Below are 23,228 nucleotides of genomic sequence, written 5' to 3' on the forward strand. Positions count from 1 at the left end.
CTTTGGAGCGAACAAAAACGAAACTTAAACTTTTTTCACGTATTCAGATTTGAGCTTCATTGCCCCGATACCATCAATTTTACAGTCAATGTCATGACTATCTGTTGCATCGACTAAAAGGCGAATATTTTTAACTTTGGTACCAACTTTCACCACTGAAGATGAGCCTTTAATTTTAAGATCTTTCACCACAGTAACCGTGTCGCCATCAGCCAATACATTGCCATTGGCATCTTTAATGATTACCTGCTCATCAGCAGAACTTTCGCCTTCACGCCATTCATGTGAACATTCAGGACAAATCAGTAAATCGCCATCATTATAGGTATATTCAGAATTACATTGGGGACAATTGGGTAAAGACATAAAAGACCTCAAAAAAAGATGGATGCAAAAATCCATAAAATCTTAATATAACATTTTTATGTATTTCATAAACTTAAAAACCATAAATTTCGTATGGTTTAATCACCTTGTGAAGGTCGTAAATTTCACAACGCTACAGCACTTGAAGGTTTAAATTTTAGATCTCTAATGAGGTATTTAATATTAACGCTTTTAAGATATGCGCATGATTTTTATCCGTATGTTTAGCCGCTGTGAGTAAGGTTAGTGGCTCCTCTTTTTCCCATGCCCGCAGTTGTTCCAACTCGGCTTGATGTGGCTGTATTTCTTGCAAATAGCGCTGTTTAAACTCGTCCCATCGAGAAGCCATTGCCTCATCTTGATGATACCAACGACGTAAATCTGTAGATGGCGTCAATGCCTTCGGCCACAAATCTAGCTCTGCGCTCACTTTACTGATACCACGCGGCCACAAGCGATCGACTAATATGCGTTTACCGTCGTCTGGGCTTATCTCATCATAAATACGTTTAATGTGTACAGTCATTAAGCCCTCCTTCGCCTATTTGCAGTTTTTCGATCATTCTTCAGATTATTCATCGGGGATCGCTGGATTCACTAAAAAAGCCAGCAACTGTAAAGACTCCTGCCAACCCAAATAACAGGCATCAGGTGGAATAACGCTCGGCAACCCTGCCTGTACAATCGTCACTTCGGTTCCTACTGATACCGCTTTAAACTCAACAGTGACTTCGATTTCACCGGCCAACTTAGGCATATCAAATTGGTCTGTATAGCGCAGTAAATGATTGGGCACGACTTCATGATAATCACCATGGAAAGCGTGTGTGGTTCCCGTTGAAAAATTTTGAAACGACATGCGGTACGAGCCACCTACACGCACATCCGAATGTTCCACATGGGCAGTAAATCCATGCGGTGCCATCCATTTCACTAAAGCATCTGGCTCCACAAAGGCACGATAAACACGCTCTACAGGCGCACTAAAAACACGATGTAATCGAACAGTATTGCTTATGATGATGTCCTTGTGTCATTGTTTTCACTGAATCATCCACATGCATTCACCCTCGCTTTATCGTCCATTTTTATCACACTGAAACGTTCTAAATGAGACAGCCTTGAGACGTGCGAGAAAGGTCATTGCTGTTCAATACTATAGCGAATCCTACAGATTGATCCCATCACTTTAACGCAATGCCGTGTTATGTTTTGTGAGCTGCATTCATATTGATTTTGATTAAAAATATTGAAAAATCAAAATTTTACACAATTTTTATAAAATTTAAATAATAAAAAACCCAGTTAAATCACTGGGTTCTTATTGCTAACGATACAATAGTGAGACTTAGCTCAATTGTGCTTCATCTTCATCCAAATCATCATCTTCATAGATATAAGCCATACAACCCCAACCGTCATATTCGCCCGAATGTTGTTCCGCAATTTTAATAAACCACTGCTCTAAATCAACGATATCTTCATAATCAGGTTCCATATAGACATAGACCGTGATAATCCATTCCTCGCGATCTGATTCTTCATCTTGGAACAACGAAATTTTTTGCTCTTCTTTCAATAAATACAATGCACACTGTTCAGCCTGCGCTTCGTTCGAAAAGGCAATTGAATATTCGATTTCGTGCGGCACAGATAAATCATCACCATCTTGCTGCATCTGCCACAGCACATTGCCATTATCATCATCTGGAAATTGTTTAAAATCACGAGTCATTGTACTTTCCCTTATCGTTTATGAATTTTATTCTGTTGACTTAGATTAACGGATAATTGTTGCAATTTGCATTAGCTAAATCTCTTTAATCAGAAATAGACCGCCGAAGTGATCTTTCTGATAACAATTCAAATTAAACCACAACATCCATGTGGGCCTGAGTTTCTTTGAGATGTAAAACCAAAGCTGCCATTTTCAATTCTTCTAAGCGTAATTGTAGATAACTGTCGAGTACCCGTGCCTGACTAAAATGTACACCATGCGCATTGAGCAAGGTGAAATCATCCGCCAAAGCCTGCAATAGCTCACCTAAGTTTTTGGTATTTAATTGGGCCAAATACAAGTCAGCACGACTATTAAACACCAATGTAAATAGTTGCATCGCAGCCAAACGACGCTCTTCATCGACATAGTTACAGTTTGCAGTCGATTGCTGCTCCATCGCATCAATCATTTTGCAACGCACCGCAGTCAAATTTTGCTTTGCCGCAGATTCATTCATGCCATCCATCAGCTGTTCTAATACACTCTGTAAAGGCAAAAAGAACGCTGACTGATAGCCCTGTATTTTGTTGTCCAAAGCACGGTTAATATTTTCCAAATGCTGTTGATCCAGCGCTTGGCTATATAAACCTTTTAACTCGGCACGGGCTTGTTCCTGCGTTTGTAATTTGGCTTTTTCTTGATATTTGCTCAAATACTGACGCACTTGTTCGATCTTGGCGCGAATATCATTCAACATGATATCTGCATTGGCTTTGGTGACTTCTAACAAGCCATCTGCCTGTAAAGTTCGATACTCAACATATTGTTCAATATCCACAATATGTTGATATTTCGCTACTTTATCGACTTGGATTTTTAAGCCACTGTTTTGAATGCGTAATTGACTGATTTCATAATTCAGTTCATCTTGTTGCGACTCTGTTTCAGCCAGTTTTAACCGCGCACGATCGAAGTTTTCCTGCAGTGAACGTAGGGTTTTATCATTTTTCAATTTGCGGTTATAAACAAAAAGGAGAGCCACAATTAATAGGATGATAAGGACGATTAAAGCAATATTGATCATTTGCCAATCCTCAAAATAAGCTTCAACAATTTAAGTTTATTCCCCAAAACAAACCTAATTTATAAAAATTAAAATCAATAATTTATTTCATATTAGCAGAATAAATGCAAAAAACTGTATTTATCTGACCAAATACACACTTGCACACAATTTAACTAAAATGCTGTTTTAAATAATTTTAATAAAATATTTTTATATTAAAAAATTAATCATTCAATATTCATTAGAAAATATAATAAAACCTTAAAAATGGCGTTTATTTACTAAAAGCTACAAAGAAATTTAATATCAATCTTTCTAAATTTTTCACATACTTTATAGAGATATTTAAATTATTTATATATCCCCAGAATTGGGGATATAGTGTATATCATGAATCATTTTTAAGCAGAAAAACCTATTTAAAGCTGTAGATATTCTGCGCTTTTTACGAGTCCCAAAGGTTTTAATTCAATGCAGCAGTTTTTATGAACAATGAGCATTCACATGAATATGCTTTAAAATTCTGCCGCGCAATGAATATGAACGGCTTGTTGGGTTAAGGGCTGGGTAAATGCCAGATCGCAAGCATGTAACGCCATCCGTCCGAGTGAGCTCTGTTTTGCATTCGGGTGATACAGTTGATCCCCTGTAATTGGGTGCCCAATATGCATCATGTGTACACGTAGTTGATGAGAACGCCCTGTCACTGGTGTTAATAATACTCGGCTAATGTCCTTGCTTGCGTCATAGCTAATGGCTTGATACAAGGTTTTTGAGGGTTTGCCCAATTCAAAATGCACCATCTGACGTGGGCGATTTTCCCAGTCCGTAATGAGGGGCACTTCAACACTGCCCTCACCTTCAAGTTTGCCCTGAACTAAAGCCACATATTGCTTTTGAACCGTCCGCGCTTGGAACATTTTACTCACTGCCACTTCTGCATCGCGGTGTTTCGCAAACATCAAAATGCCTGATGTTGCCATGTCTAAACGATGGGTAATCTTTGCTGCTGGATACTGTTGCAAAACTCGAAGATAGGCACTGTCATGATGCTCAGGCAAACGTCCCGGAACCGACAGCAATTCCGCTGGTTTTTCGATGACAACCAAGTCTGCATCTTCATACAAAATACGTAGAGGACCTTGAGGCGGCGCATAGACAAAGTTGGGATCTAAAGGCATGGACAGACTGTGTACTGGGAGAATGTCGGCAAAATAACAACTGACTAATTCGCTGTCAATCGACTTTGACCGATCAGGTTCTACCCTAACGATTATTGGTCCCCAATTTACCAAAGGCAGGTGCTAATGAATGAGATAAATCATCCTCCAGTAATTGTAAGATGCTTGAACTCGTGGTTAATGGATACTGATGTAGTGTGATGCGATATTCGCCCTGAAACCACTGCGACAAATGCAAGGCATAGGTTTGTTTAGGCCCAAAACCTAAATGTTGTTTTAAACGATTCTTTATACCTGTCCGTGATGATCCAACATACAGAATGTGATTGGGTTGATTTAACTTGGCACAGGCATGGGTTTTCAATGACTTAAATGCAGCATAGTCCTGATATGTCTGCTGTATATCGCCACCAACCTGCTCTATCACATAAATATAATGTGCGTGTTGAGCAAGATCATCAAAACTTGAAAACTCAAATATACGCTCAGCTTTAGTCTGCTGTGCCTGTAGACAATCCTGTATCAATTGATCAAGATAACCCATAACAAAATTATTTAAAATTTAGATAGTTAAGCATAACAACTTTGTGAAAAAGGACAATCCGAAGCTTAGATTAAGTTTGAGTTGTTCTGCGTGATATTTATTACATCAGCAATAATCAAAGTGTGTTGGGAATGAATGCGAAGTTTGAAATTTTGAAAAAGATGGAAGGATTTATTATTCGATTGAATTCTTAAAAATTTTTTAGGGTGTAAGAGAAAACAGTGTTGTTTACTTCAACTATCGTCACTTTGTAAGTCATGATCTTATAGCCTATAAACTTCTGGTTTATAGCGTCCTAAGCTGAATCGAGACCTTTTGGGTGAGTACTGTACTCGTGTTTTGCACCACTGACAGCATGCTACTCTTTTCAATCTCTATCACACCCTTGAGATATATAGTAGTGGTATTGATGAGGGATTGTTTCCCTGAAAATTACTGTTTTGGGCTTATTTTAAAAATATTTTTCACATTTAAAGATATATTGAAAATTATTTCTTCTCGTATCATTTTTTAGCATTTTTTCCATCTTATAAATGAATTTTTACGAAAATTTACGCTACAACTTAGCGTTCAAACACAGAGTTCATTTGAATTTCAAACAAGACGGTTAGCCAATGAGAACATATATTGAAATGAATGTTTCAACTGGATTCAGAGTCAACAATCTATGCCACAGCGAGATTTGAAAAATCGTGATCTGTTCGAAAAAAGTAGTAAGAAGCACAGAAGCTATTCAATATGATGAAAATGAAGTTCGTTGAGAGTTAAGGCTTGGATTAGGACAATTTGCAAGAGAGATGCCTGACGATCTTTGAGCTTGTGCTGATTTAACTGGTGTGGTTTGTTTTGTGCGGATTAAAGAAGTAATGATTTATTATTGTTTTTTATTTTGGCTTAAATTTTTGGGGTGGTATAAGAGAAAACAATGTTGTTTACTTCAACTATCATCACTTTGTAAGTCATGATCTTATAGCCTATAAACTTCTGGTTTATAGCGTCCTAAGCTGAATCGAGACCTTTTGGGTGAGTACTGTACGCGTGTTTTGCACCACTGACAGCATGCTACTCTTTTCAATCTCTATCACACCCTTGAGATATACTTTAACCAAAGGGCATCGGGATTAATTTCCTAAGTTTTTCTAATTTTCTGCAAATTCAGCAAATTTTTTCAGCCATTTTAGGTTTGGCAGGATATTTTATCTTTTCAGCTCATTTCAGCGTTTTTTATCTGCAGATATGGTCAATTTTAAGAAAATTTTCTTTCACAACAGACCAAACGTGCAAACACAGGGTCAAAATTAAAATATATCGCCGCTGAACATTCCCCCTACGCTTCAATTATCTACATTGATTATGACTCACAAAACACCGCTCAGTGAGTAACTAATGATCTAGATCTATCTTTGTTCTACTTATTGAACTGATGTTACGCAGTAACATCAGAAGCGCAATTTGCTTCAAATAAATGAACGATACGCGGTAACGTCATCCGCAAGTGTTTGAAACAGAGCTACTTTTAATCAAAAATGTTTTTGCGATACTTTAGATAATTAGACGCTAGTGAACGAATTTTGCGGTGAGGAGCATTGCTCCGCAAGATGGTTTCCTTGCGAAGCTTCGCTTCTCATTTTGCCGAATGAGAAACAACGTTTCGTAAAAGTACCTCCAGCCGAAGGCTAATCCCTTTATTCAATCCCTAGATATAAGACGCCGTCGAATAGAATTAAAAATCATTTAAAAAATGCAAAACTACTTTTAAGTGTGTAACATCAGTTATTTAATTCATGATCAATTCAACGATTTGTTAGTCAATGAACTAAATAGCTTTGTACCCACTGTGCGCTAAACCACCAACCACTACATGCCGCCATACCACAGAGTAAATTGGCCAAAATTTTATTCATTCGACTGAGGTCTGATGTATATATTTTGAGATTGATCAGATAAGCAATCACGGCATAAACCAGTCCAATCGCACCACCAATGATGATCAAGATCAAAGGCCATGCTGCATAGGCATGCGCCTCTGCTGGATATTTTGTAGAACGGATGGTTTCTGTGGTCATGCTGTATATCCTGTTAATAACGCGATTACCTGTTTTAGTTAGCAATTTCTGCGCCATTTTTCCTGGATATACAGCGTTATTTCAAGGTTAATGCATATTGAATTTCTAGCTTTGACTACAGCATTTATCGCAACCAACAACTTTTTCTGTTGGCCAGCTCATACGTGCACGCTTATAAGCGAGTTCAAAATTGGCAAAATAACCAATCAATATTTGCTGCTCAAACTGCGGCATGTCTACACATCCTTGCGTACCATTGTGAATTAAATGTGAGCCATTCGTTAAGGCATTTTCATCGACTATAAATTTAATCATCTACCATTCCCCTCATTATTTTTTATAAAATTCAAAGATTAATAAATCCATATAAAAATTATGTGATTTATAATCACATACTAAAATTATGCCTTTATTGTTCAAAAATCAATCGCAATTTAAAGATTTTTTTAGTCGTCTCTTGGATAACTTAAACACAGAATGATGTGCTCTTTTAGGACGGATAGGTGAAATTGCTCGATAGTATTTTTTTGCGCTTAAGCCGAGTGCTTTGAATGTTGAGTAAAGGTATTTTTCACTCGAACTGACATCAACAAATACGGCGTCAAAATCAGATAAACCACAATATTCGTCGCTAACAGGATGATGGTAACTGTATCAGTAACACTTCTTATAATTTTTTATAATCTTTATCAAACGCTGCCAAAAACTCAGTTTCGGATTTTTATTTCTATATTTATTAAGCAAACACGCAGATCACTCACTCTAAAAGATGGATTCATTTTAGAGTGAAATGTTGATTGGTTTATAAAGGGGTATCGACCTGTACAGTTCGTTTTTGGCGTATGCGGCGAACCAACCAGATCACGATTGCAATCACTAAGATCACCACGAAAAATGGGACTAAAAAGGCCAATACTGACAAGACTGCAGCACCAATCCACTCTCCAGTAGATAAGATGGGGTTTGCAACGCCACCTGTGGTTGCGGTAGATACACCACGCGCAGCGACAGTACTCATTTGCACTGCTGTTGCTGTACCACCACCCACGATAATTGCTGCCGCCCAACTGGCAAACTGTGACATTTCACCTGAGCTTACTGCCATTGTGGCGATGGTCCCTGCGATCATGGCTGCAGGTGTTGAAATGGTGTCGAGGGCATTGTCTACCCAAGGAATATAGTACGCGGCGATTTCACAAACCGTCGCAATTGCTAAGCCGATACATACTGCAGGCATAGACAACCATTCGAATCCTTTCATTGGTTCGAATAGTCCTAAAATGGAAGCAACACTCATCACCAATAAAGGTACAAAGACACGGAAACCACAAGCAGCACTTAAGCCAATACCAATACATAGTCCTAATATTGTTTCCATGGGCTTCTCCGAACAGTTAAATGTGCAATTTGTTTTTATATATGCTGTGTTATACGTTAGCAAAAAGCCCTATCGAGTGATAGGGCTTTTCTTTCTAAACAGCGGATAACTGTTAGTGTTTTGCAGCTTAGGCATTCTTATTGTTAAATTGATTGCCTTGGCATTTGGTACACGGTGGTAAACGATCAGTACCAATTTCTAAGTAGACGCGGTGTCCGCATTGAACACAAAAATAGAAGCCTGTTCCGGGTTTTTGACCAGCAGTAACCATTTTTGTTCTCCATGTGTTTTTAGAAATGGTAGATTCAGTATAACCCTCTTGTGATGAATGTCTATTGGTCATTTCGACAATTGATAATGGCATTTAGGCAAAGCATAATTTCGAATGGAAATTTTGGTGGGTTTACAGCGATTTGCTGAGCCAGTTTTCTACTTGCAGTTCGTCTACACGCAGAAATTCTTTTTCATTGTTTGTGACCATGACCCAATTATTTGATCGTGCATGAGCAGCTAGCCATAAATCGTTATTGCCAATTATTTGCCCCTGAAGCGCTAACTGTTTTCGAATTTGAGCATAGTGTACGGCGGTGTGTTCATCTAACTCTATAACAGGAATGATTGAAGTTAATTCATCAATCACTTTGAAAGCTTTGTCTTTCCATTGGCTTTTTTCCGCACCAAAGCGAAGTTCACCTAAAGTAATCACTGAAATAAAAATATTGCCGTCAGGTAAATGTCTTTCAAAATGCTGACGTACAATTTCGGGTTGATGCTTGGTGATATAGATACAAATATTTGTATCCAATAAATATTGTGTTGGCATCAGAACTCTTCTCGTTCTTGCGGTGGTTCATCCACTCTTGTTTCTGCATAAAAGTCGTCTGGCATTTGTGCCAAAACCTTAAATAACTGATCTGCTGTGACTGGTTTTTCTCGCAGTATAACCTCATCACCACGGCGGAAGATTTCAACTTCTTTACCCTCAAAGCGAAACTCTTTAGGTAAGCGTATGGCTTGACTACGCCCTGTCATAAAAACTTTTGCGGTAGTCATAGTACTACTCCATCAGTTTTGATATATATCTTATGATAGGTATTTATTGTATTATTTTCAACCAAAAATATTAGTTAGCATAGCTTAATCCAAGCTTCTACCTTCTTTTATGTTCTGTTCTAACAGCAATATCTGGGATCGATTCTGCTGGACTAATAACCGTTTGTATTTTCACTCGATCACCTAATTTTTTATTTAACATGTAAGTAAATGATTTACCCTGAGCTTGAGCTTCCATCTGAATTTCATAAAGCTCCTCTCCTGAAATTGGATGATCACTCATATCGACAAAAGTAGAAAAGTGATAAGTTGCATCATCTTCATTTTCAGATGGAGAAGCCAATTCTATAAGTTTCTCGGGATCAACATTCACAGCATCCTGCATACCTGAACCAGCCACACCAAAATTTTGCACAACTCTAGAGTTGTTTCTTAATTTTAGTATTTCCACGTCTTCTGTTGAAAATGGCACATGAAATTCATTAAAATTTATAAATGGCCTGCCATCAATCCTCATTTGAAAATGATAATGTGGATATTCAATTTGACTGCCTTTATGCCCACTAGCATCATTTTGTGAACAGTCAAAAGTCCATTCAATATTTTTCCACTTAATAGTCGAAGATAAAACTTTTCTATCGGATCTTTCACTTTCTAAATCATTAATATTCGACAATAGTTTTTCTTGATTTGCGCACCACCTTAAAAAAGATGCAATATTATGATAACCAAACTTTGTATAAATTAATTTGAAATCATTTTTCTTAAATTTACCTCGGCGTAACAACCAGTGTAAGCACGGCTGCTCTTTACTAATTGTTTTAAAATCTTTACCACATAGATAACATTGTTCTTTCTGATAACCATCTTTAAAAGCATCAACTTGACGTATGTGCTCTTCGTGTTGTTTCTCATTAATTTCATTAATTTGAGCTTCTGTAAGACTATTTAGCCATGTTCCAAAATTTTTATCGCCCATTAATCACAATCTCTTTTATTTCAATCATATAAATACTTAACATTTCGCATTATGTATGAGTTTAATCCATCACCTGATTTGGCTAATATTTTCATTCTATCTACGTGAAGCCTTCCTGCTTTTCCAAAGTAACTATAGGTATAAATTTTGGCAGTACCATTAAATTTGACCCTAATATAATTTTCTCCAATTTCGTAATGCGTTACATTAGAATCATTATCAATATCTTTATAGATTTCCAAAGTTATACTCCAATAAATAAAAAACGCCCCAATTCACATTAGAGCGTTTTTTAAACAATATCAATGACTTTAATCTCCCCTAACCCCTCTTTATAAAAGAGGGGTACTCCCTCCTTTGAAAAAGGAGGGCTGGGGAGGATTTAAAGAATTACATCAAGCCACATTCCCTTCCAAGAAATCCTGTGCAAAACGCTGCAATACACCGCCCGCTTCATACACATGCACTTCTTCTTCGGTATCCAAACGGCAAGTCACAGGCACTTTAATGATTTCATTTTTGCCGTCTGCTGTTGAACGCTCAACCACCAAAGTCAGGTCAGAACGCGGTGCAATATTACCAATCACGCTATACAGCTCAGTACCATCCAGCTTCAAGGTTTTACGGTCAGTCCCTGCTTTAAACTCAAGCGGCAGCACACCCATACCCACCAAGTTGGTACGGTGAATACGCTCAAAACCTTCCGCCACAATCACTTCTACACCTGCAAGACGCACACCTTTGGCTGCCCAGTCACGGCTAGAACCCTGACCATAGTCTTTACCTGCAATGATGATCAGCGGCTGCTTACGGTTCATATAAGTTTCAATCGCTTCCCACATGCGCATCACTTCGCCTTCAGGCTCTACGCGCGCTTTTGAGCCTTGCTTGATGGTACCGTCAGAACGCACCACCATTTCATTAAACAGTTTCGGGTTCGCAAATGTCGCACGCTGCGCCGTCAAATGGTCACCGCGGTGAGTTGCGTATGAGTTAAAGTCTTCTTCAGGCACGCCCATTTTATGCAGGTACTCACCCGCAGCCGAATCCATCATGATCGCATTCGATGGAGACAAATGGTCAGTGGTGATGTTGTCTGGCAAGATCGCAAGTGGACGCATATTTGCAAGTGTACGTGGTGCAGCCAAAGCCCCTTCCCAATACGGCGGACGGCGGATATAAGTACTTTGCGGACGCCAGTCGTATAGTGGGCTTGCCGCTTTTTCACGCTCACCCAAATCAAACATTGGTATATACACTTTCTTAAACTGTTCAGGCTTCACCGCTTCTTTTACCAGTGCATCAATTTCAGCATCAGACGGCCAAATATCTTTCAAGTAAATTGGATTACCGTCTTTGTCATTGCCGAGTGAATCAGTTTCGATATCAAAACGAATCGTTCCTGCAATGGCATACGCCACAACTAAAGGCGGAGACGCCAAGAATGCTTGTTTTGCGTATGGGTGGATACGGCCGTCAAAGTTACGGTTACCTGAAAGTACCGCCGTTGCGTACACATCACGGTCAATAATTTCTTGCTGAATCACAGGGTCTAGAGCGCCTGACATACCGTTACATGTGGTACATGCGTAGGCTACGATACCAAAGCCAAGTTTCTCTAAATCACCGAGTACACCTGCTTCTTCGAGATATAAAGCAGCGGCTTTAGAACCCGGTGCAAAAGATGATTTCACCCACGGTTTACGTACCAAGCCCAGCTCATTTGCCTTACGTGCCAACAAACCTGCTGCCACTGTATTACGCGGGTTTGAGGTATTGGTACATGAAGTAATTGCAGCGATGATCACCGCACCATCAGGAATTAAACCTTCTGCTTCTTGCGCACGTGCTGCATCTAAGTTACCTGCAATACCTTTTGCTTTTAGGTCAGCCGTAGATACACGTGCATGTGGGTTCGATGGACCTGCAATGTTACGGGTTACTTTCGATAAATCGAAACGCAGTACACGCGGATATTCCGCCGCTGTCATATCCGACGCCCAAAGACCAATTTCTTTGGCATAGGTTTCAACCAATTTCACTTGATCCGCTTCACGGCCTGTTAATGTCAGGTAATCAATGGTGTTTTGGTCAATGTAGAACATCGCAGCCGTTGCGCCATATTCAGGGGTCATGTTCGAGATCGTTGCACGGTCGCCTACAGACATACTGTCTGCACCTTCACCGAAGAACTCTAAATAAGCACCAACCACACGTTCTTTACGCAAGAATTCTGTAAGCGCTAACACGATATCAGTTGCAGTAATGCCCGCTTGACGCTGGCCCACCAGTTCTACACCAATGATGTCTGGCAGACGCATCCAAGATGCACGGCCGAGCATCACGTTTTCAGCTTCGAGTCCTCCGACACCGACAGAAATTACGCCCAAGGCATCAGTATGCGGCGTATGTGAGTCTGTACCCACGCAAGTATCTGGGAATGCGACACCTTCACGGTTTTGAATCACTGGAGACATTTTCTCCAAGTTAATTTGATGCATGATACCGTTGCCCGCAGGGATCACATCGACATTTTCAAAGGCTGTTTTGGTCCATTCAATAAAATGGAAACGGTCTTCGTTACGGCGGTCTTCAATCGCGCGGTTTTTCTCAAATGCGTCAGGGTCAAAACCGCCGTATTCTACTGCTAGAGAATGGTCAACAATCAGCTGCGTTGGAACAACAGGATTGACTTTTGACGGGTCGCCGCCTTGGTCTGCAATCGCATCACGCAAGCCTGCAAGGTCAACCAATGCGGTTTGACCGAGGATGTCATGGCACACCACACGTGCAGGGTACCAAGGGAAATCGTGGTCTTGTTTACGGTTAATCAGTTCTTTTAAAGACTGTTCTAAGATTGCAGGGTCGCATTTACGAACCAACTGCTCTGCAAGGACTTTAGATGTATATGGGAGTTTTGCGTATGCGCCTGGCTGAATATCTTCTACGGCTTGACGTACATCGAAGTATTCTAGCTGGGTGCCTTGCAGCGGTTTACGGTAGTTGTTGTTCATAGCGTTCCTGCCCTCGGTCTTTCATTTTTTTGCGTTGTCTTTTTCATAGACAATTCATCTTTGTTCGATAGGCATACTACACTGCCGAAAACCCATTTCCCAAATCTTATATATTTCATAGAGTTAAATATAAAAATAGGGGTTTTTGAAATATTTAGTTACACTAACTTTGGAATATTCGCTCTAAATGTGAATTTTTTTGAGAAATAGCTGCAAATCCGCCTCATTCTTTAGTCTAAGGTAAATTGCACTGCATAATATTTAATCTAAACAGCAACCAATTTGGTTAAAAATCAGTCTTATCAATTTTAGTATTTAATAATCAAGGCATTAAATTACTTCATTAGCTCATTGCGCCTTAAAGCCATAATGTGAATCAAAACACGGTTTTATTATTTATTTTATCTTAATTCTCAATTTATCCCTATTTGCAGGGATAGCGTCGAATCACCCCTCTCTCAGATAATAAAAGCACGACATACAAGAACAGTAATTCGCTGTACTCGCCAAAATAATCACAATATTTACAAAACCTTAGCTAAATAAATCAGCGACTACTGTTCTACCGTCATTATGCTTTGGGGAAAGATCATGACAAAATTTAAAACCATCATTGGGGCTGGCTGCCTCTTAAGCTGTCTCAGCTTCATTGCCTGTGGCGACAACGACCAATCGACAACAGATTCGACGATTCAAGAAGAGGAAGTAGACTCACCGACTGTCATCTCGAATCCACCACGTTTGAAAGCCAATGCACAAGGTGAGCATGAACTGCTGATTGCCTATAAACGCCAAGCCTTATACGACCCTGAAACGGGTGAAAATGACCTATTACAGGTCAGAGGCTATCTGACTAAACCTGAACTCTGGAACTCGAAAAATAGCGATGGCAGTGTTTCTGATGTACTGGTTGGCCCACAAATTCGTGCGAAACAAGGTGACAATTTAAAAATTCATCTGGTCAATCATCTCCCTGTTGAATCGACGGAGACCTGTCCAAGTCCAGTGACCAATATTAACCAAGGGAACTGTTTTAACACCACAAATTTACATACACATGGTCTCTGGGTTAGCCCGCAAGGAAATAGTGACAACGTATTTTTGAGCTTAAAACCTCAGCAAGATTTTCATTACGAATTTAAGATCGAACCGAATCATCCTGCGGGAACATTTTGGTATCACTCGCATGTGCATGGTTCAACCGCGATTCAGGTCTCAAGCGGCATGGCTGGCCCTTTGATTATTGAGGGAGAGCGAAAACCCGTCATTCGACAGGGGCAAATTCAGCAGACTGGAGATTTGGACATCTTATGGAAAAATCAAAAAACCCAGCAGTATGACCATGAAAAAATCATGCTGTTCCAGCAGATTCAATACAATGAAGATTGCGACAGCAATTTAAGCCAAGTGAATGGTACACCCTGCATCTATAGCTTAGAAGATTATTCAAAACTCGATATACCCACCTCATGGGCGGATGAAAATCGTTTTACCAGTATCAATGGCAAAATGTTTGGTGAAATTAAGGTGGATCAGAACCAATACCACCGCTGGCGCATGATTCACGGCGGTATCCGTGACACCATTGGTTTGACCATCAAAGAACTGCCTGATTCTGCGCTCTTTACCGCAGAGCAAACCCTTAGTGAATGTCAAAAATATCAAAGTAAGTCGATGTCTTCACAGTTTAAAACGCTGAAAACATTACCGTTGTATACCCTTGCACAAGACGGCTTGACCATAGGAAAAATCCAAAAGCAAGGGATTGAAATTTTTCAGCCGGGTTATCGCTTTGATGCCATGCTCTCTTTCCCGACCACCAATAAATACTGTGTATACGATGCCAAGCTGAATCTAGAAGATGAAATTAATGCACCTGAATCAAGTCCGCTACTGCGTCGCGCACCGGAAGAAAAACTTAATACACAGCTCCTCGGTTGGGTCAATGTGCAAGCAACTCAACTACCGCAGCAAACGCCGTTTAACTTCTTAAAAAGTCAGGCCACCCAACTAAAACTGGCACCAGAAGTGATTGCACAGCTCGAACAGGGTGATTTATCAGCCTTTATCTCGCATGCGAGTTTAATGACTGCTGAAGTCGATGAAATGCTCAAAACGATGGCGAAGCAAATCACCAACTTTGACATTCTGTTCAATACAGATGGCAGCTTTAAATTTGGTATTCGTCATGCCGAAGAAGGTACCTTGATCAGCTTTGGCGATGCCTACCATGATGAAGACCATACCCACCATAGCTATGTCCGCAAGCTTCCAATCGGGCAAACTCAAGAGTGGGAGTTAAGCAGTAATGTTGCCAGTCATCCCTTCCATATTCATGTCAATCCATTCCAAGTCGTGAAAATATTGAATGAAAATGGTGTCGATGTCAGTGCGATCGGCAGCTCAGATAAAGATGGTGCGGGAAATATTGACTCGCAATATCATGGAATGAAAGGCGTTTGGAAAGATACGCTCTTTGTTAAACAGGGCTATAAAATCTTTGTACGCAGCAAGTACGAAAAATTTGAAGGCGACTTCGTGCTGCACTGCCATATTTTAGACCATGAAGATCAAGGCATGATGGAAACCGTACGTATTTGTGGCGACCAATATGATTGTAATAGTGAACCGCCTTCACATCATTCCTCTATGGATATGACTGCAAGCGATATGCCTACACACAATCACTAAGACAGATCTCTGCTGTACAAAAGCCCATATCAATATGGGCTTTTTGTTTGCCTAACACTGCGGCTTGCTGCAAAATAACATGATTAATGATATCTAAAATTTATACTGAGGCTGGTCATGACAACGTCTATGGCATTCACATCTTTTTCTCTCAACGGTGTCGATGCACAAAAATTTCTACAAGGGCAAGTTACTTTGCATGTTGAACGCCTTGAAGAAAATGCAACACGTTATACCGCAATCTGCGACCTCAAAGGCCGTATTCACTTTGGTTTATGGCTCACCAAACACAGTGCTGAAAGTTTTTCTATTGTCACAACAGCAGATCAAGCCGAAGAATTTGCCAAACATATTAAAAAATTCGGCGCTTTTTCAAAAATGAAACTGGAAGAAGCCGGTGCAGTTTTTCCAAGTTTAGCCGGTGATGACACGACTTTTGCTTCGGCGCCGACGGATATTGCAGCATGGGAAGTTCAAGCCATTCAAGCGGGTCAGGCCTATATTGACCAAGCGCTTGAACATGTGTTCCAACCGCAAGAGCTACGCTTACATCAGCGTGAAGGTGTACACTATGACAAAGGCTGTTATTTGGGTCAGGAAGTGATTGCACGTTTATGGTTTAAAGCCAAACCCAAAGCTTGGTTGCATGCGATTTCAGGTACAGGCGCTGCTCCTGCACAAGGCGAACAGCTGAATAAAGGCGTGCAAGTGGTAAATAGCGCGGCTGTTGAAAATGGTTACGTGGCTTTAGTTGTGGCACGCCCAGAAGCTTTAGAAGAGTTAGATGTAACTGTTTTAGCCTTGCCTGAAGCATTAAATGGTGATGTGGCACGTCCTGCTTAAGCATCTTAATTTTTAAATAAGAGCCAAATTACAAAAGCTGTTTGGCTCTTATTCTGATTACTATTTAAAATTACAACAAACTATAAAGATTTATAAAAATGCTCATCCCTTTCCCATTTCGCTTTTTCTTATTGAATTGCCTCATTCTCTTCAGTTGTTTTATATCGCCAAATATTTATGCCGAGATAAATTCAGCGGTATTGGAAGAGCTAAAAAATAGCAATGTGGTCGATCAAACCAACTCGCTTTCCCGCGATGAAATTGCCCAGTTAAAAAAGCAAAACGAGCAGCTTTATCAGCAAAAGCATGTCGACTTTAAAATTTTGATGATTCCCTCGACCAATGGAAAACCTATTGATCAATATGCACTTGAGATATTCAATAAACTTAAAATTGGCAATGAAAAGCTCGATAACGGCTTACTACTTTTGGTTGCAAAAGATGATCGTAAAATGCGGTTCGAGGTAGGTTATGGTTTAGAGGGAGATTTCACTGATCTAGAAGCTGGGCGCATAATTCGACACACACTCGCTCCAAATTTCCAAAATAATGACTATTTTAATGGCTTTAAAGAAACACAAAAAAAGTTACTAGATAAATCAATTACTCTTGGTAAACCTAAAAACGAAGATCAAAAAATAGATCACATTCTAAAAACAATAGCTGGAATATTTCTATCATTCTTATTGTGTATCCCACTCTATTGGTGTTACACAAAAGTGATTATTAAATTTGGTACTAATGGTGCCTTAGGTGCTTTTATTGGACTCCTTATCTTTGAAATTTTTATTCATCTTTTGATTTTTGCTTATTTAAATTTTGGAAAAATTGCATTTTTACTTTGCGCATCTATTCCTCTTTATGCCCCTTTTATGTTGACTATATTTCTTCCCTTCAATGAACCATACAGATTACTTAAAACTATTTTATACAGCTTACCACTTCAGATTTTTGCTTTATTTGGCTTCGGCATTTTTTACTTCATCGAATTCTATCCTCAAATATCATTCATTATATTAACATCCATAACCACTTGTTTTATTTTACTTTTATTAAGATATGCAGTGTTTTTATATCGATTCAGAGCAGGGACTGAAAATACCTATCTCACCGCTTTTTATAATCAATATTTACAAGAAAAAGCACGTCAAAAAATGTTGGATGAACAATATGAGCGTTTAAATCCTTTCAATAAAACGAGCGAATCAAGTCAGTCTTCTTCCTCTAGTTACAACTCTTCATCGTCAAGCAGCAGTTCTTCATCAGGAAGCAGCTCAAGTAGTTCTTCCTCATCTTCCTCACGAGATTCAGGAGGCAGCTCAGGCGGCGGCGGCGCATCGGGTTCATGGTAATACCTAAAACGACGTGACGATTAAAGATTAATTTTTTAAAATCCAATCACTCAAAGCCAAAGCCTAAAGACTTTGGCTTTTTAATCACTCATTTTTTCCCTCACATAATAAATCACCCCTGCCCGATCATCCGAAAAATAAAAAGATTTTTCATCGATCTTATAAATATCGGCAGGCCGCCCATTTACCGCTTTACCAACTAAAAAACCATCCATAAAGGTTTCAAGTTTTTGCCCTTTACGCATAATTGCAATTTGATAGCCATGGCCAATCGCTTCGTCGGTTGAGCCATGCAAAGCCACTAAAAAAGAATTTTTGATGGTGTCATCTGTGTCTAGATGATCAAAATAATCAAAACCCAGTGCTGAGGAATGCGAAAGGAAATAAGCATAGGGCGATGGAACATTTTTACAGCCTGATGCACGTTTAAATTTAGAGTCCGCCAAGACTTTGCCCTGCCATGAATAACATGCGGGCCAGCCATAATCGGCATCCCGTTTTAACGCATAAAAAGTTTCATCTGGCTTTTTACTTCCCAAATGATCAGAACCTTGATTGGTCGCAAATAGAAATCTACCGATCCATTTTAGCCCAACAGCATTACGCAAACCTGTCGCATAAATCCGTTGCTCTGAACCATCAGGATTCATCTCAATGACGGAGGCTCGTACTTTTTCTTTTTCAACACAGGCGTTACAACTCGAACCAACCGACACATAAACTTTTCCATTTCCACCGATAGCAATCGTCCGCGTCAGATGCCAACCGCCGTATTTATAACTCAAACCATAATCAGGAAATGTCGCTAAAACTTCAGCCTTACTCGAAGGCTGAGTTTCTCCTCTACTAAATTTTTGCCGTGTCAGTTGGTCCGTTTCCGCCAAATAGAGCCAATCCTGTCCTTGAGCATCAGTATAAAACTGAACTGAATTTGGATTTCTCAAACCGGTCAGATAAGGAATGATTTTGCCAAATTTACCGGTGTCAGCATTCCAATCATCCAATATATATACAGTACCTTTTTTATTATCTGTTAGATCATACATATCCGTGACAAACATTCTGCGATCAGGCGCTTGCGAAAAAAAGCGTACCCGTTTGAGACCTTCAGCAGCAGGAATGATCTCGAAATTTGCAGGCAAATTTAATGAAAACTGCTTGCCATTTTTTAAATGGATTGGATGAGGTACAAGCTTGGGTTGTTGAGCCCAACTGGTCATTGAACAAACGAAACTAAGGATCAAGATGGCACTTATTTTTATCATATTTAAATACATCTCAATGAATCATGTATATCTGTATTCATCATAGACGCCTTGTATCTATTTTATTCAATTTATATTTTTAGAAAATATTATAATTTTGAAAATTAAGGTTTTTTAAATCACATACGCTGGTGCAGTACACAACAAACAAAAATAAGGAGGAACTTTATTCCCCCTCACTTCTTCGTTTTTAAATCATGATTTTAATCAAAATCCATGAAACAGCTTATTCATGTCTTTGCATACATATTCTTTAAAATGATAGGCGCGCGCATGTTTGGCATCAAATTTAGCTTCTAAATCGCCTTTTTTGAAAATATAAACACGATCCTCTTTACTGACTAAAAACTCTGCACCCAGTTTCATCAAAAGCGCATCGATTTTATCTTCATCTGCAATCGATTCATCTGCATTAATTTTATCGTAATTGCGTTTAATGCCTTTAATAAACATCGCGCTGCCTCAGAGAAAATAACAATGCGCGATTAAATCAGAGTCCTGCTTTTTTGCAAAGGCTTTTGATGCAATTAAGTCATGGCATTTAAAGCGCTAAGGGCAATCAACATTATTTTATAAAAACGCTTTAAATCACAATTCCTCACTTTACATTTACGTAAATCTACCTATGATGTAAAAACCGACAAAAATAACCACCAAAACACATAAATGGAATTATGTGTATGATTTACAAAAGGTTTCAAGATGAAAAAAATCCTACTCGCAAGCATTTTAGCAATGAGCGCTCAATTGGCTTTTGCTGAAACTAAAACAGATGCCGTCGATCCTGAATTTGCTAAAGTGGAAGCTATGGTCAAGGCCAAAGATATGAATGGTGCCTACCAAACACTGAGCAAGCTTGCAGCAAAAGGTAATGCTCAGGCCATTTATAATTTGGGCTATCTTACTCAAACAGGTCAAGGCGTAGCGAAAGATGAGAAAAAAGCCATCCAACTCTATGAACAGGCTGCAGCCAAAGGTTACCCAGTTGCTAACTATGTTTTAGGTAAAAATTATGCAACGGGCACACTGGGCTTAAAACAAGATACCAACAAGGCCAAACAATATTTAGAACGCGCATCTTCGGCAGGTTTTGACGATGCCTCCATCGACTATGCCATTTTACTTTTTGCAGAAAATAAACCTGAGTCAGATAAATTGGCACTCAGTAAACTTGATCCGCTGATTAAAAAAGGCAACTACCCTGCGATTCATGCCAAAGCGCTTTATGACATCAGTGCTGGCTTTAAAGCTAAAAATGAAAAGCCTATTCAACAAGGTCTAAATAGCATTCAAGAGTTAGCAAAAAAAGGCTATGTCCCTGCATTGATGGCGGTGGGCAATATGTTTGTAAATGGCAATATCATCCCGCAAAATTTGCCTGAAGCTAAAAAAATATTTAGCGCATTAGCCAAAGAAAATATTCCGCAAGCGAAAGAATCTTTGGCAACCGTGGATAAAATGATTGCTGAACAAGCCAAAGCACCTAAAACCAATGCGAAAAAGAGTTAATTGAGCATTAAAAAAAGCCCTGCACATGCAGGGCTTTTTCATAGGTTTAAGCAAATCTTGAGCTGATTAAAATCACGCCCACCACAAACTGATTAATACGCCCGTTACGACAAAACCCAAGATGGTACTCATCAATAAAGGCGTTAAGGTCTTTTCATTTAAGCCATAAACTTGTCCAAGCATGGCAAAAATCGTCGGCATCGGTAATGCGGCAATAATCGTCCCTGCATATAACATCTCTTGGCTGACATCGGTCAAATAACGTAAGCCCAAATAAGTCAGTAAAGGCATCACCAAGTTGCTTGAAATCACCAAATAGAAGCTCTGAGCATTCACATACTTTAAGCTCATACCGACAATCCCACCACCAATTGCAAACAGCGCCATTGGTGAAGCCGTTTGACCTAACATCGCCAGTACATCATTGATTTGATGAGGTAAACGAATTTGGAAAATTGCAAAACCAATCCCTAGCATTACCCCTGCAAAGAGTGGATTTTTTAACAGGGTCAATAAGGTATTTTTGATGATGTCGCCAATATTGGCTTTTTGCTGTGAACTTCCTAATTGCGCAAGGACCAGCACCGTTGGAATCAGCAGCACACTTTCAATGATGACGATTAATGAGGTATAGGTCATCGCATTTTGACCGACCAATAAGCTTAGGACTGCAGTGCCAATTAAGCCTGTATTTGACATGCCAGCGCCTAATGACAGTACCGCTGTTTGCGACATATTATTTTTAAAATGTGTCGACAATAGCCAATAGGTCATGCCATACAATAAAAATGTGACTCCGGTATAAACAAAGAAATAGCCGGGATACCAAATTTGATGCAAATCTTTAGAAGCTAATGACTGAAAAAACAAAGCCGGCAGTGCAATTTTAATCACAAATGCACCAATGGTTCCGACCTGTTCTTTACTCAATAAACTGCATTTTACAGACAGATATCCCAAGGCCAAAAGAAAAAAGATTGGACCAATCACCTCAAAGACCATAAGAAATATCCTGTGTAATAGACTCTTCTATCCACACCCTCAACCTGAGAGTGTAGATCGGCCCGTTATAAATTTTGAAAATTAGAAAGCCGTAAATTGACTTCTTTGTGCATGTGGCTGACAGCGTAAATACTGCGGAGAAATTTTTAGGTTTTCACCGAGTTCAGCAGCGGCATGCCATGGCCAACGCGGGTCATATTGAATTGCACGAGCAAGACCAATCGCATCTGCCATACCATATTGTAAGATGCCTTCGGCTTGCATTGCTTCGGTAATTAAACCCACAGCAATGACGGGAACCTGAACGGCTTGCTTTATGGCTTCAGCAAAAGGCACTTGATAACTGGCTTGTAATTGAATTTTTTGCGCAACATCTAAGCCGCCACTAGAAACATGAATATAGGCTGTTCCTAGTTGTGCAAGCGCTTTTGACAAGCCAACAGCCGAGTCTAGATCCCAACTCGGTGCTTCAGTATATTCCATCCAGTCGGTTGCGGAAATACGTACCCCTATTGGATAATCTTCAGGAACGGCATTTTTCATGGCTTGGAACACTTCAAGCGTCAGCCGAATGCGATTTTCCAAACTGCCACCATATTCATCGCTACGCTGATTCGACAATGGCGACATAAATTGATGCAGCAAATAACCATGTGCAGCATGTAGTTCAATTAAGTCAAAGCCTGCATCTACCGCGCGTTTTGCTGAATCGGCAAAGTCTTGAATGATCTGCTGGATTTCATCTCGACTTAAAGCATGGGGTGCATTATCTGTGGCATTAAAGGGCAAATCACTGGCTGAAACAGTTTGCCATCCTTGAGGATGATTTGGAGGTAATTGTCCACGACCTGCCCACGGTTTATCTGTCGATGCCTTACGACCCGCATGTGCCAGTTGGATAGCAAATGGCATAGGTGAAAGTGATTTCACCTTGGCCAATAGTGCCTTCATCTGTGCGCGTTGCATATCATTCCAAAGGCCGAGGTCTGCATAGCTAATGCGCCCCTCTGCCTGTACAGCCGTTGCCTCGACGATACAAAGTCCGGCACCTGACAAAGCATAATTCGCCCATTGTTGCTCATGCCAATAGCTTAACTCCCCTTGCTCATTGGCAGAATATTGACACATGGGTGCAATCACGATTCGATTACTCAGCCCCAATGTTCCAAACTGAATTGGTTGAAATAACAACGCCACAT

Annotated in this window: 25 protein-coding genes; 4 read left to right on the forward strand and 21 right to left on the reverse strand. The window is 39.7% G+C overall.

The genetic code is table 11. The annotated features are described in order from the left end of the window. Positions 1-24 precede the first annotated feature (24 nt). The 17 genes from FTV38_RS03470 to acnD all read right to left on the reverse strand — a co-directional run bounded on the left by FTV38_RS03470 (position 25) and on the right by acnD (position 13,367). The gene (locus FTV38_RS03470) at positions 25-366 is read right to left on the reverse strand and encodes a zinc ribbon domain-containing protein YjdM (protein ID WP_180021356.1); all 342 of its coding nucleotides are present in this window, start codon (positions 364-366) and stop codon (positions 25-27) included. 157 nt (positions 367-523) lie between these two features. Next, on the reverse strand, positions 524-892 hold the full coding sequence (locus FTV38_RS03475; RefSeq protein ID WP_111884822.1) for a DUF488 domain-containing protein: 369 nt from the start codon (positions 890-892) through the stop codon (positions 524-526). 45 nt (positions 893-937) lie between these two features. Beyond that, a complete protein-coding gene (locus FTV38_RS03480) occupies positions 938-1,384 on the reverse strand; it encodes an SRPBCC family protein (RefSeq protein WP_180021473.1) in 447 nt (148 codons plus the stop codon). Positions 1,385-1,714: 330 nt separating this feature from the next. Then, positions 1,715-2,101 (reverse strand): ribonuclease E inhibitor RraB, encoded by a 387-nt coding sequence (locus FTV38_RS03485; RefSeq protein WP_180021358.1) that lies wholly within the window; start codon positions 2,099-2,101, stop codon positions 1,715-1,717. 133 nt (positions 2,102-2,234) lie between these two features. Next, entirely contained in the window at positions 2,235-3,170 is a 936-nt protein-coding gene (locus FTV38_RS03490; RefSeq protein WP_180021360.1) for a hypothetical protein, read from the reverse strand. A gap of 497 nt (positions 3,171-3,667) precedes the next feature. Further along, positions 3,668-4,333, reverse strand: coding sequence for a pseudouridine synthase (locus FTV38_RS03495; RefSeq protein ID WP_111884818.1), 666 nt, complete (start codon positions 4,331-4,333; stop codon positions 3,668-3,670). An 85-nt stretch (positions 4,334-4,418) separates the two neighbouring features. Beyond that, positions 4,419-4,877, reverse strand: coding sequence for a GIY-YIG nuclease family protein (locus FTV38_RS03500; protein WP_180021362.1), 459 nt, complete (start codon positions 4,875-4,877; stop codon positions 4,419-4,421). A 1,808-nt stretch (positions 4,878-6,685) separates the two neighbouring features. Continuing rightward, positions 6,686-6,943: a hypothetical protein gene (locus tag FTV38_RS03505; RefSeq protein WP_180021364.1), complete on the reverse strand. Its 258-nt coding sequence runs from the start codon at positions 6,941-6,943 to the stop codon at positions 6,686-6,688. Positions 6,944-7,048: 105 nt separating this feature from the next. Then, entirely contained in the window at positions 7,049-7,258 is a 210-nt protein-coding gene (locus FTV38_RS03510; RefSeq protein ID WP_180021366.1) for a hypothetical protein, read from the reverse strand. A 218-nt stretch (positions 7,259-7,476) separates the two neighbouring features. Beyond that, positions 7,477-7,617: a DUF2569 family protein gene (locus FTV38_RS18360; RefSeq protein WP_180021475.1), complete on the reverse strand. Its 141-nt coding sequence runs from the start codon at positions 7,615-7,617 to the stop codon at positions 7,477-7,479. Positions 7,618-7,745: 128 nt separating this feature from the next. Then, positions 7,746-8,321 carry a DUF4126 domain-containing protein gene (locus tag FTV38_RS03520; protein ID WP_111884815.1) on the reverse strand — a complete coding sequence of 192 codons (576 nt, stop codon included), beginning with the start codon at positions 8,319-8,321 and terminating at the stop codon, positions 7,746-7,748. Positions 8,322-8,448: 127 nt separating this feature from the next. Further along, complete coding sequence (locus tag FTV38_RS03525) at positions 8,449-8,685, reverse strand: hypothetical protein (RefSeq protein WP_143221616.1); 237 nt, start codon at positions 8,683-8,685, stop codon at positions 8,449-8,451. 39 nt (positions 8,686-8,724) lie between these two features. Next, a complete protein-coding gene (locus FTV38_RS03530) occupies positions 8,725-9,144 on the reverse strand; it encodes a type II toxin-antitoxin system VapC family toxin (protein WP_180021368.1) in 420 nt (139 codons plus the stop codon). Then, complete coding sequence (locus FTV38_RS03535) at positions 9,144-9,374, reverse strand: antitoxin (protein ID WP_078191134.1); 231 nt, start codon at positions 9,372-9,374, stop codon at positions 9,144-9,146. Before FTV38_RS03535 ends, FTV38_RS03530 begins: the two co-directional genes overlap by 1 nt. Positions 9,375-9,471: 97 nt before the next feature. After that, positions 9,472-10,353 (reverse strand): hypothetical protein, encoded by an 882-nt coding sequence (locus FTV38_RS03540; protein WP_180021370.1) that lies wholly within the window; start codon positions 10,351-10,353, stop codon positions 9,472-9,474. A 20-nt stretch (positions 10,354-10,373) separates the two neighbouring features. Continuing rightward, entirely contained in the window at positions 10,374-10,595 is a 222-nt protein-coding gene (locus FTV38_RS03545; protein WP_180021372.1) for a hypothetical protein, read from the reverse strand. A gap of 153 nt (positions 10,596-10,748) precedes the next feature. After that, positions 10,749-13,367 (reverse strand): Fe/S-dependent 2-methylisocitrate dehydratase AcnD, encoded by a 2,619-nt coding sequence (gene acnD, locus FTV38_RS03550; RefSeq protein WP_180021374.1) that lies wholly within the window; start codon positions 13,365-13,367, stop codon positions 10,749-10,751. Between the two features lie 591 nt (positions 13,368-13,958). Here acnD and FTV38_RS03555 point away from each other — a divergent pair. The 3 genes from FTV38_RS03555 (at position 13,959) to FTV38_RS03565 (ending at position 18,253) form a co-directional block, all read left to right on the forward strand. After that, positions 13,959-16,058, forward strand: a complete 2,100-nt coding sequence (locus FTV38_RS03555; RefSeq protein WP_180021376.1) for a multicopper oxidase family protein — start codon at positions 13,959-13,961, stop codon at positions 16,056-16,058. A gap of 117 nt (positions 16,059-16,175) precedes the next feature. Then, the gene (locus tag FTV38_RS03560) at positions 16,176-16,901 is read left to right on the forward strand and encodes a folate-binding protein YgfZ (RefSeq protein WP_257228637.1); all 726 of its coding nucleotides are present in this window, start codon (positions 16,176-16,178) and stop codon (positions 16,899-16,901) included. 98 nt (positions 16,902-16,999) lie between these two features. Further along, on the forward strand, positions 17,000-18,253 hold the full coding sequence (locus FTV38_RS03565; protein WP_180021378.1) for a YgcG family protein: 1,254 nt from the start codon (positions 17,000-17,002) through the stop codon (positions 18,251-18,253). A gap of 80 nt (positions 18,254-18,333) precedes the next feature. Here the strand turns inward: FTV38_RS03565 and FTV38_RS03570 are convergent, their stop codons facing one another. Both FTV38_RS03570 and FTV38_RS03575 read right to left on the reverse strand, forming a co-directional pair. Then, on the reverse strand, positions 18,334-19,518 hold the full coding sequence (locus FTV38_RS03570) for a sorbosone dehydrogenase family protein (RefSeq protein ID WP_180021381.1): 1,185 nt from the start codon (positions 19,516-19,518) through the stop codon (positions 18,334-18,336). Positions 19,519-19,725: 207 nt separating this feature from the next. Next, positions 19,726-19,971 (reverse strand): hypothetical protein, encoded by a 246-nt coding sequence (locus FTV38_RS03575; RefSeq protein WP_078191141.1) that lies wholly within the window; start codon positions 19,969-19,971, stop codon positions 19,726-19,728. Between the two features lie 249 nt (positions 19,972-20,220). Between FTV38_RS03575 and FTV38_RS03580 the strand changes: the two genes are divergently transcribed. After that, positions 20,221-21,027: a tetratricopeptide repeat protein gene (locus tag FTV38_RS03580; RefSeq protein ID WP_180021383.1), complete on the forward strand. Its 807-nt coding sequence runs from the start codon at positions 20,221-20,223 to the stop codon at positions 21,025-21,027. A gap of 72 nt (positions 21,028-21,099) precedes the next feature. On the opposite strand, the gene FTV38_RS03585 is transcribed toward FTV38_RS03580, so the two are convergent. Together FTV38_RS03585 and FTV38_RS03590 are read right to left on the reverse strand one after the other, a co-directional pair. Further along, positions 21,100-22,029 carry an AEC family transporter gene (locus FTV38_RS03585; protein ID WP_180021386.1) on the reverse strand — a complete coding sequence of 310 codons (930 nt, stop codon included), beginning with the start codon at positions 22,027-22,029 and terminating at the stop codon, positions 21,100-21,102. An 81-nt stretch (positions 22,030-22,110) separates the two neighbouring features. After that, positions 22,111-23,226, reverse strand: coding sequence for an NADH:flavin oxidoreductase/NADH oxidase (locus FTV38_RS03590; RefSeq protein ID WP_180021388.1), 1,116 nt, complete (start codon positions 23,224-23,226; stop codon positions 22,111-22,113). Positions 23,227-23,228: the final 2 nt, after the last annotated feature.

Origin of the sequence: Acinetobacter sp. YH16044 (genome assembly GCF_013417145.1) — a bacterium.
In the GTDB taxonomy this organism is placed as follows: Bacteria; Pseudomonadota; Gammaproteobacteria; order Pseudomonadales; family Moraxellaceae; genus Acinetobacter; species Acinetobacter amyesii.

What these genes read in the sequence shown, in the direction of transcription:
- FTV38_RS03470 (WP_180021356.1), bottom strand. Translation starts at nt 366, where the DNA reads ATGTCTTTACCCAATTGTCCCCAATGTAATTCTGAATATACCTATAAT.
- FTV38_RS03475 (WP_111884822.1), bottom strand. Translation starts at nt 892, where the DNA reads ATGACTGTACACATTAAACGTATTTATGATGAGATAAGCCCAGACGAC.
- FTV38_RS03485 (WP_180021358.1), bottom strand. Translation starts at nt 2,101, where the DNA reads ATGACTCGTGATTTTAAACAATTTCCAGATGATGATAATGGCAATGTG.
- FTV38_RS03490 (WP_180021360.1), bottom strand. Translation starts at nt 3,170, where the DNA reads ATGATCAATATTGCTTTAATCGTCCTTATCATCCTATTAATTGTGGCT.
- FTV38_RS03495 (WP_111884818.1), bottom strand. Translation starts at nt 4,333, where the DNA reads ATGCCTTTAGATCCCAACTTTGTCTATGCGCCGCCTCAAGGTCCTCTA.
- FTV38_RS03500 (WP_180021362.1), bottom strand. Translation starts at nt 4,877, where the DNA reads ATGGGTTATCTTGATCAATTGATACAGGATTGTCTACAGGCACAGCAG.
- FTV38_RS03505 (WP_180021364.1), bottom strand. Translation starts at nt 6,943, where the DNA reads ATGACCACAGAAACCATCCGTTCTACAAAATATCCAGCAGAGGCGCAT.
- FTV38_RS03510 (WP_180021366.1), bottom strand. Translation starts at nt 7,258, where the DNA reads ATGATTAAATTTATAGTCGATGAAAATGCCTTAACGAATGGCTCACAT.
- FTV38_RS03520 (WP_111884815.1), bottom strand. Translation starts at nt 8,321, where the DNA reads ATGGAAACAATATTAGGACTATGTATTGGTATTGGCTTAAGTGCTGCT.
- FTV38_RS03525 (WP_143221616.1), bottom strand. Translation starts at nt 8,685, where the DNA reads ATGCCATTATCAATTGTCGAAATGACCAATAGACATTCATCACAAGAG.
- FTV38_RS03530 (WP_180021368.1), bottom strand. Translation starts at nt 9,144, where the DNA reads ATGCCAACACAATATTTATTGGATACAAATATTTGTATCTATATCACC.
- FTV38_RS03535 (WP_078191134.1), bottom strand. Translation starts at nt 9,374, where the DNA reads ATGACTACCGCAAAAGTTTTTATGACAGGGCGTAGTCAAGCCATACGC.
- FTV38_RS03540 (WP_180021370.1), bottom strand. Translation starts at nt 10,353, where the DNA reads ATGGGCGATAAAAATTTTGGAACATGGCTAAATAGTCTTACAGAAGCT.
- acnD (WP_180021374.1), bottom strand. Translation starts at nt 13,367, where the DNA reads ATGAACAACAACTACCGTAAACCGCTGCAAGGCACCCAGCTAGAATAC.
- FTV38_RS03555 (WP_180021376.1), top strand. Translation starts at nt 13,959, where the DNA reads ATGACAAAATTTAAAACCATCATTGGGGCTGGCTGCCTCTTAAGCTGT.
- FTV38_RS03560 (WP_257228637.1), top strand. Translation starts at nt 16,176, where the DNA reads ATGACAACGTCTATGGCATTCACATCTTTTTCTCTCAACGGTGTCGAT.
- FTV38_RS03565 (WP_180021378.1), top strand. Translation starts at nt 17,000, where the DNA reads ATGCTCATCCCTTTCCCATTTCGCTTTTTCTTATTGAATTGCCTCATT.
- FTV38_RS03570 (WP_180021381.1), bottom strand. Translation starts at nt 19,518, where the DNA reads ATGATAAAAATAAGTGCCATCTTGATCCTTAGTTTCGTTTGTTCAATG.
- FTV38_RS03575 (WP_078191141.1), bottom strand. Translation starts at nt 19,971, where the DNA reads ATGTTTATTAAAGGCATTAAACGCAATTACGATAAAATTAATGCAGAT.
- FTV38_RS03580 (WP_180021383.1), top strand. Translation starts at nt 20,221, where the DNA reads ATGAAAAAAATCCTACTCGCAAGCATTTTAGCAATGAGCGCTCAATTG.
- FTV38_RS03585 (WP_180021386.1), bottom strand. Translation starts at nt 22,029, where the DNA reads ATGGTCTTTGAGGTGATTGGTCCAATCTTTTTTCTTTTGGCCTTGGGA.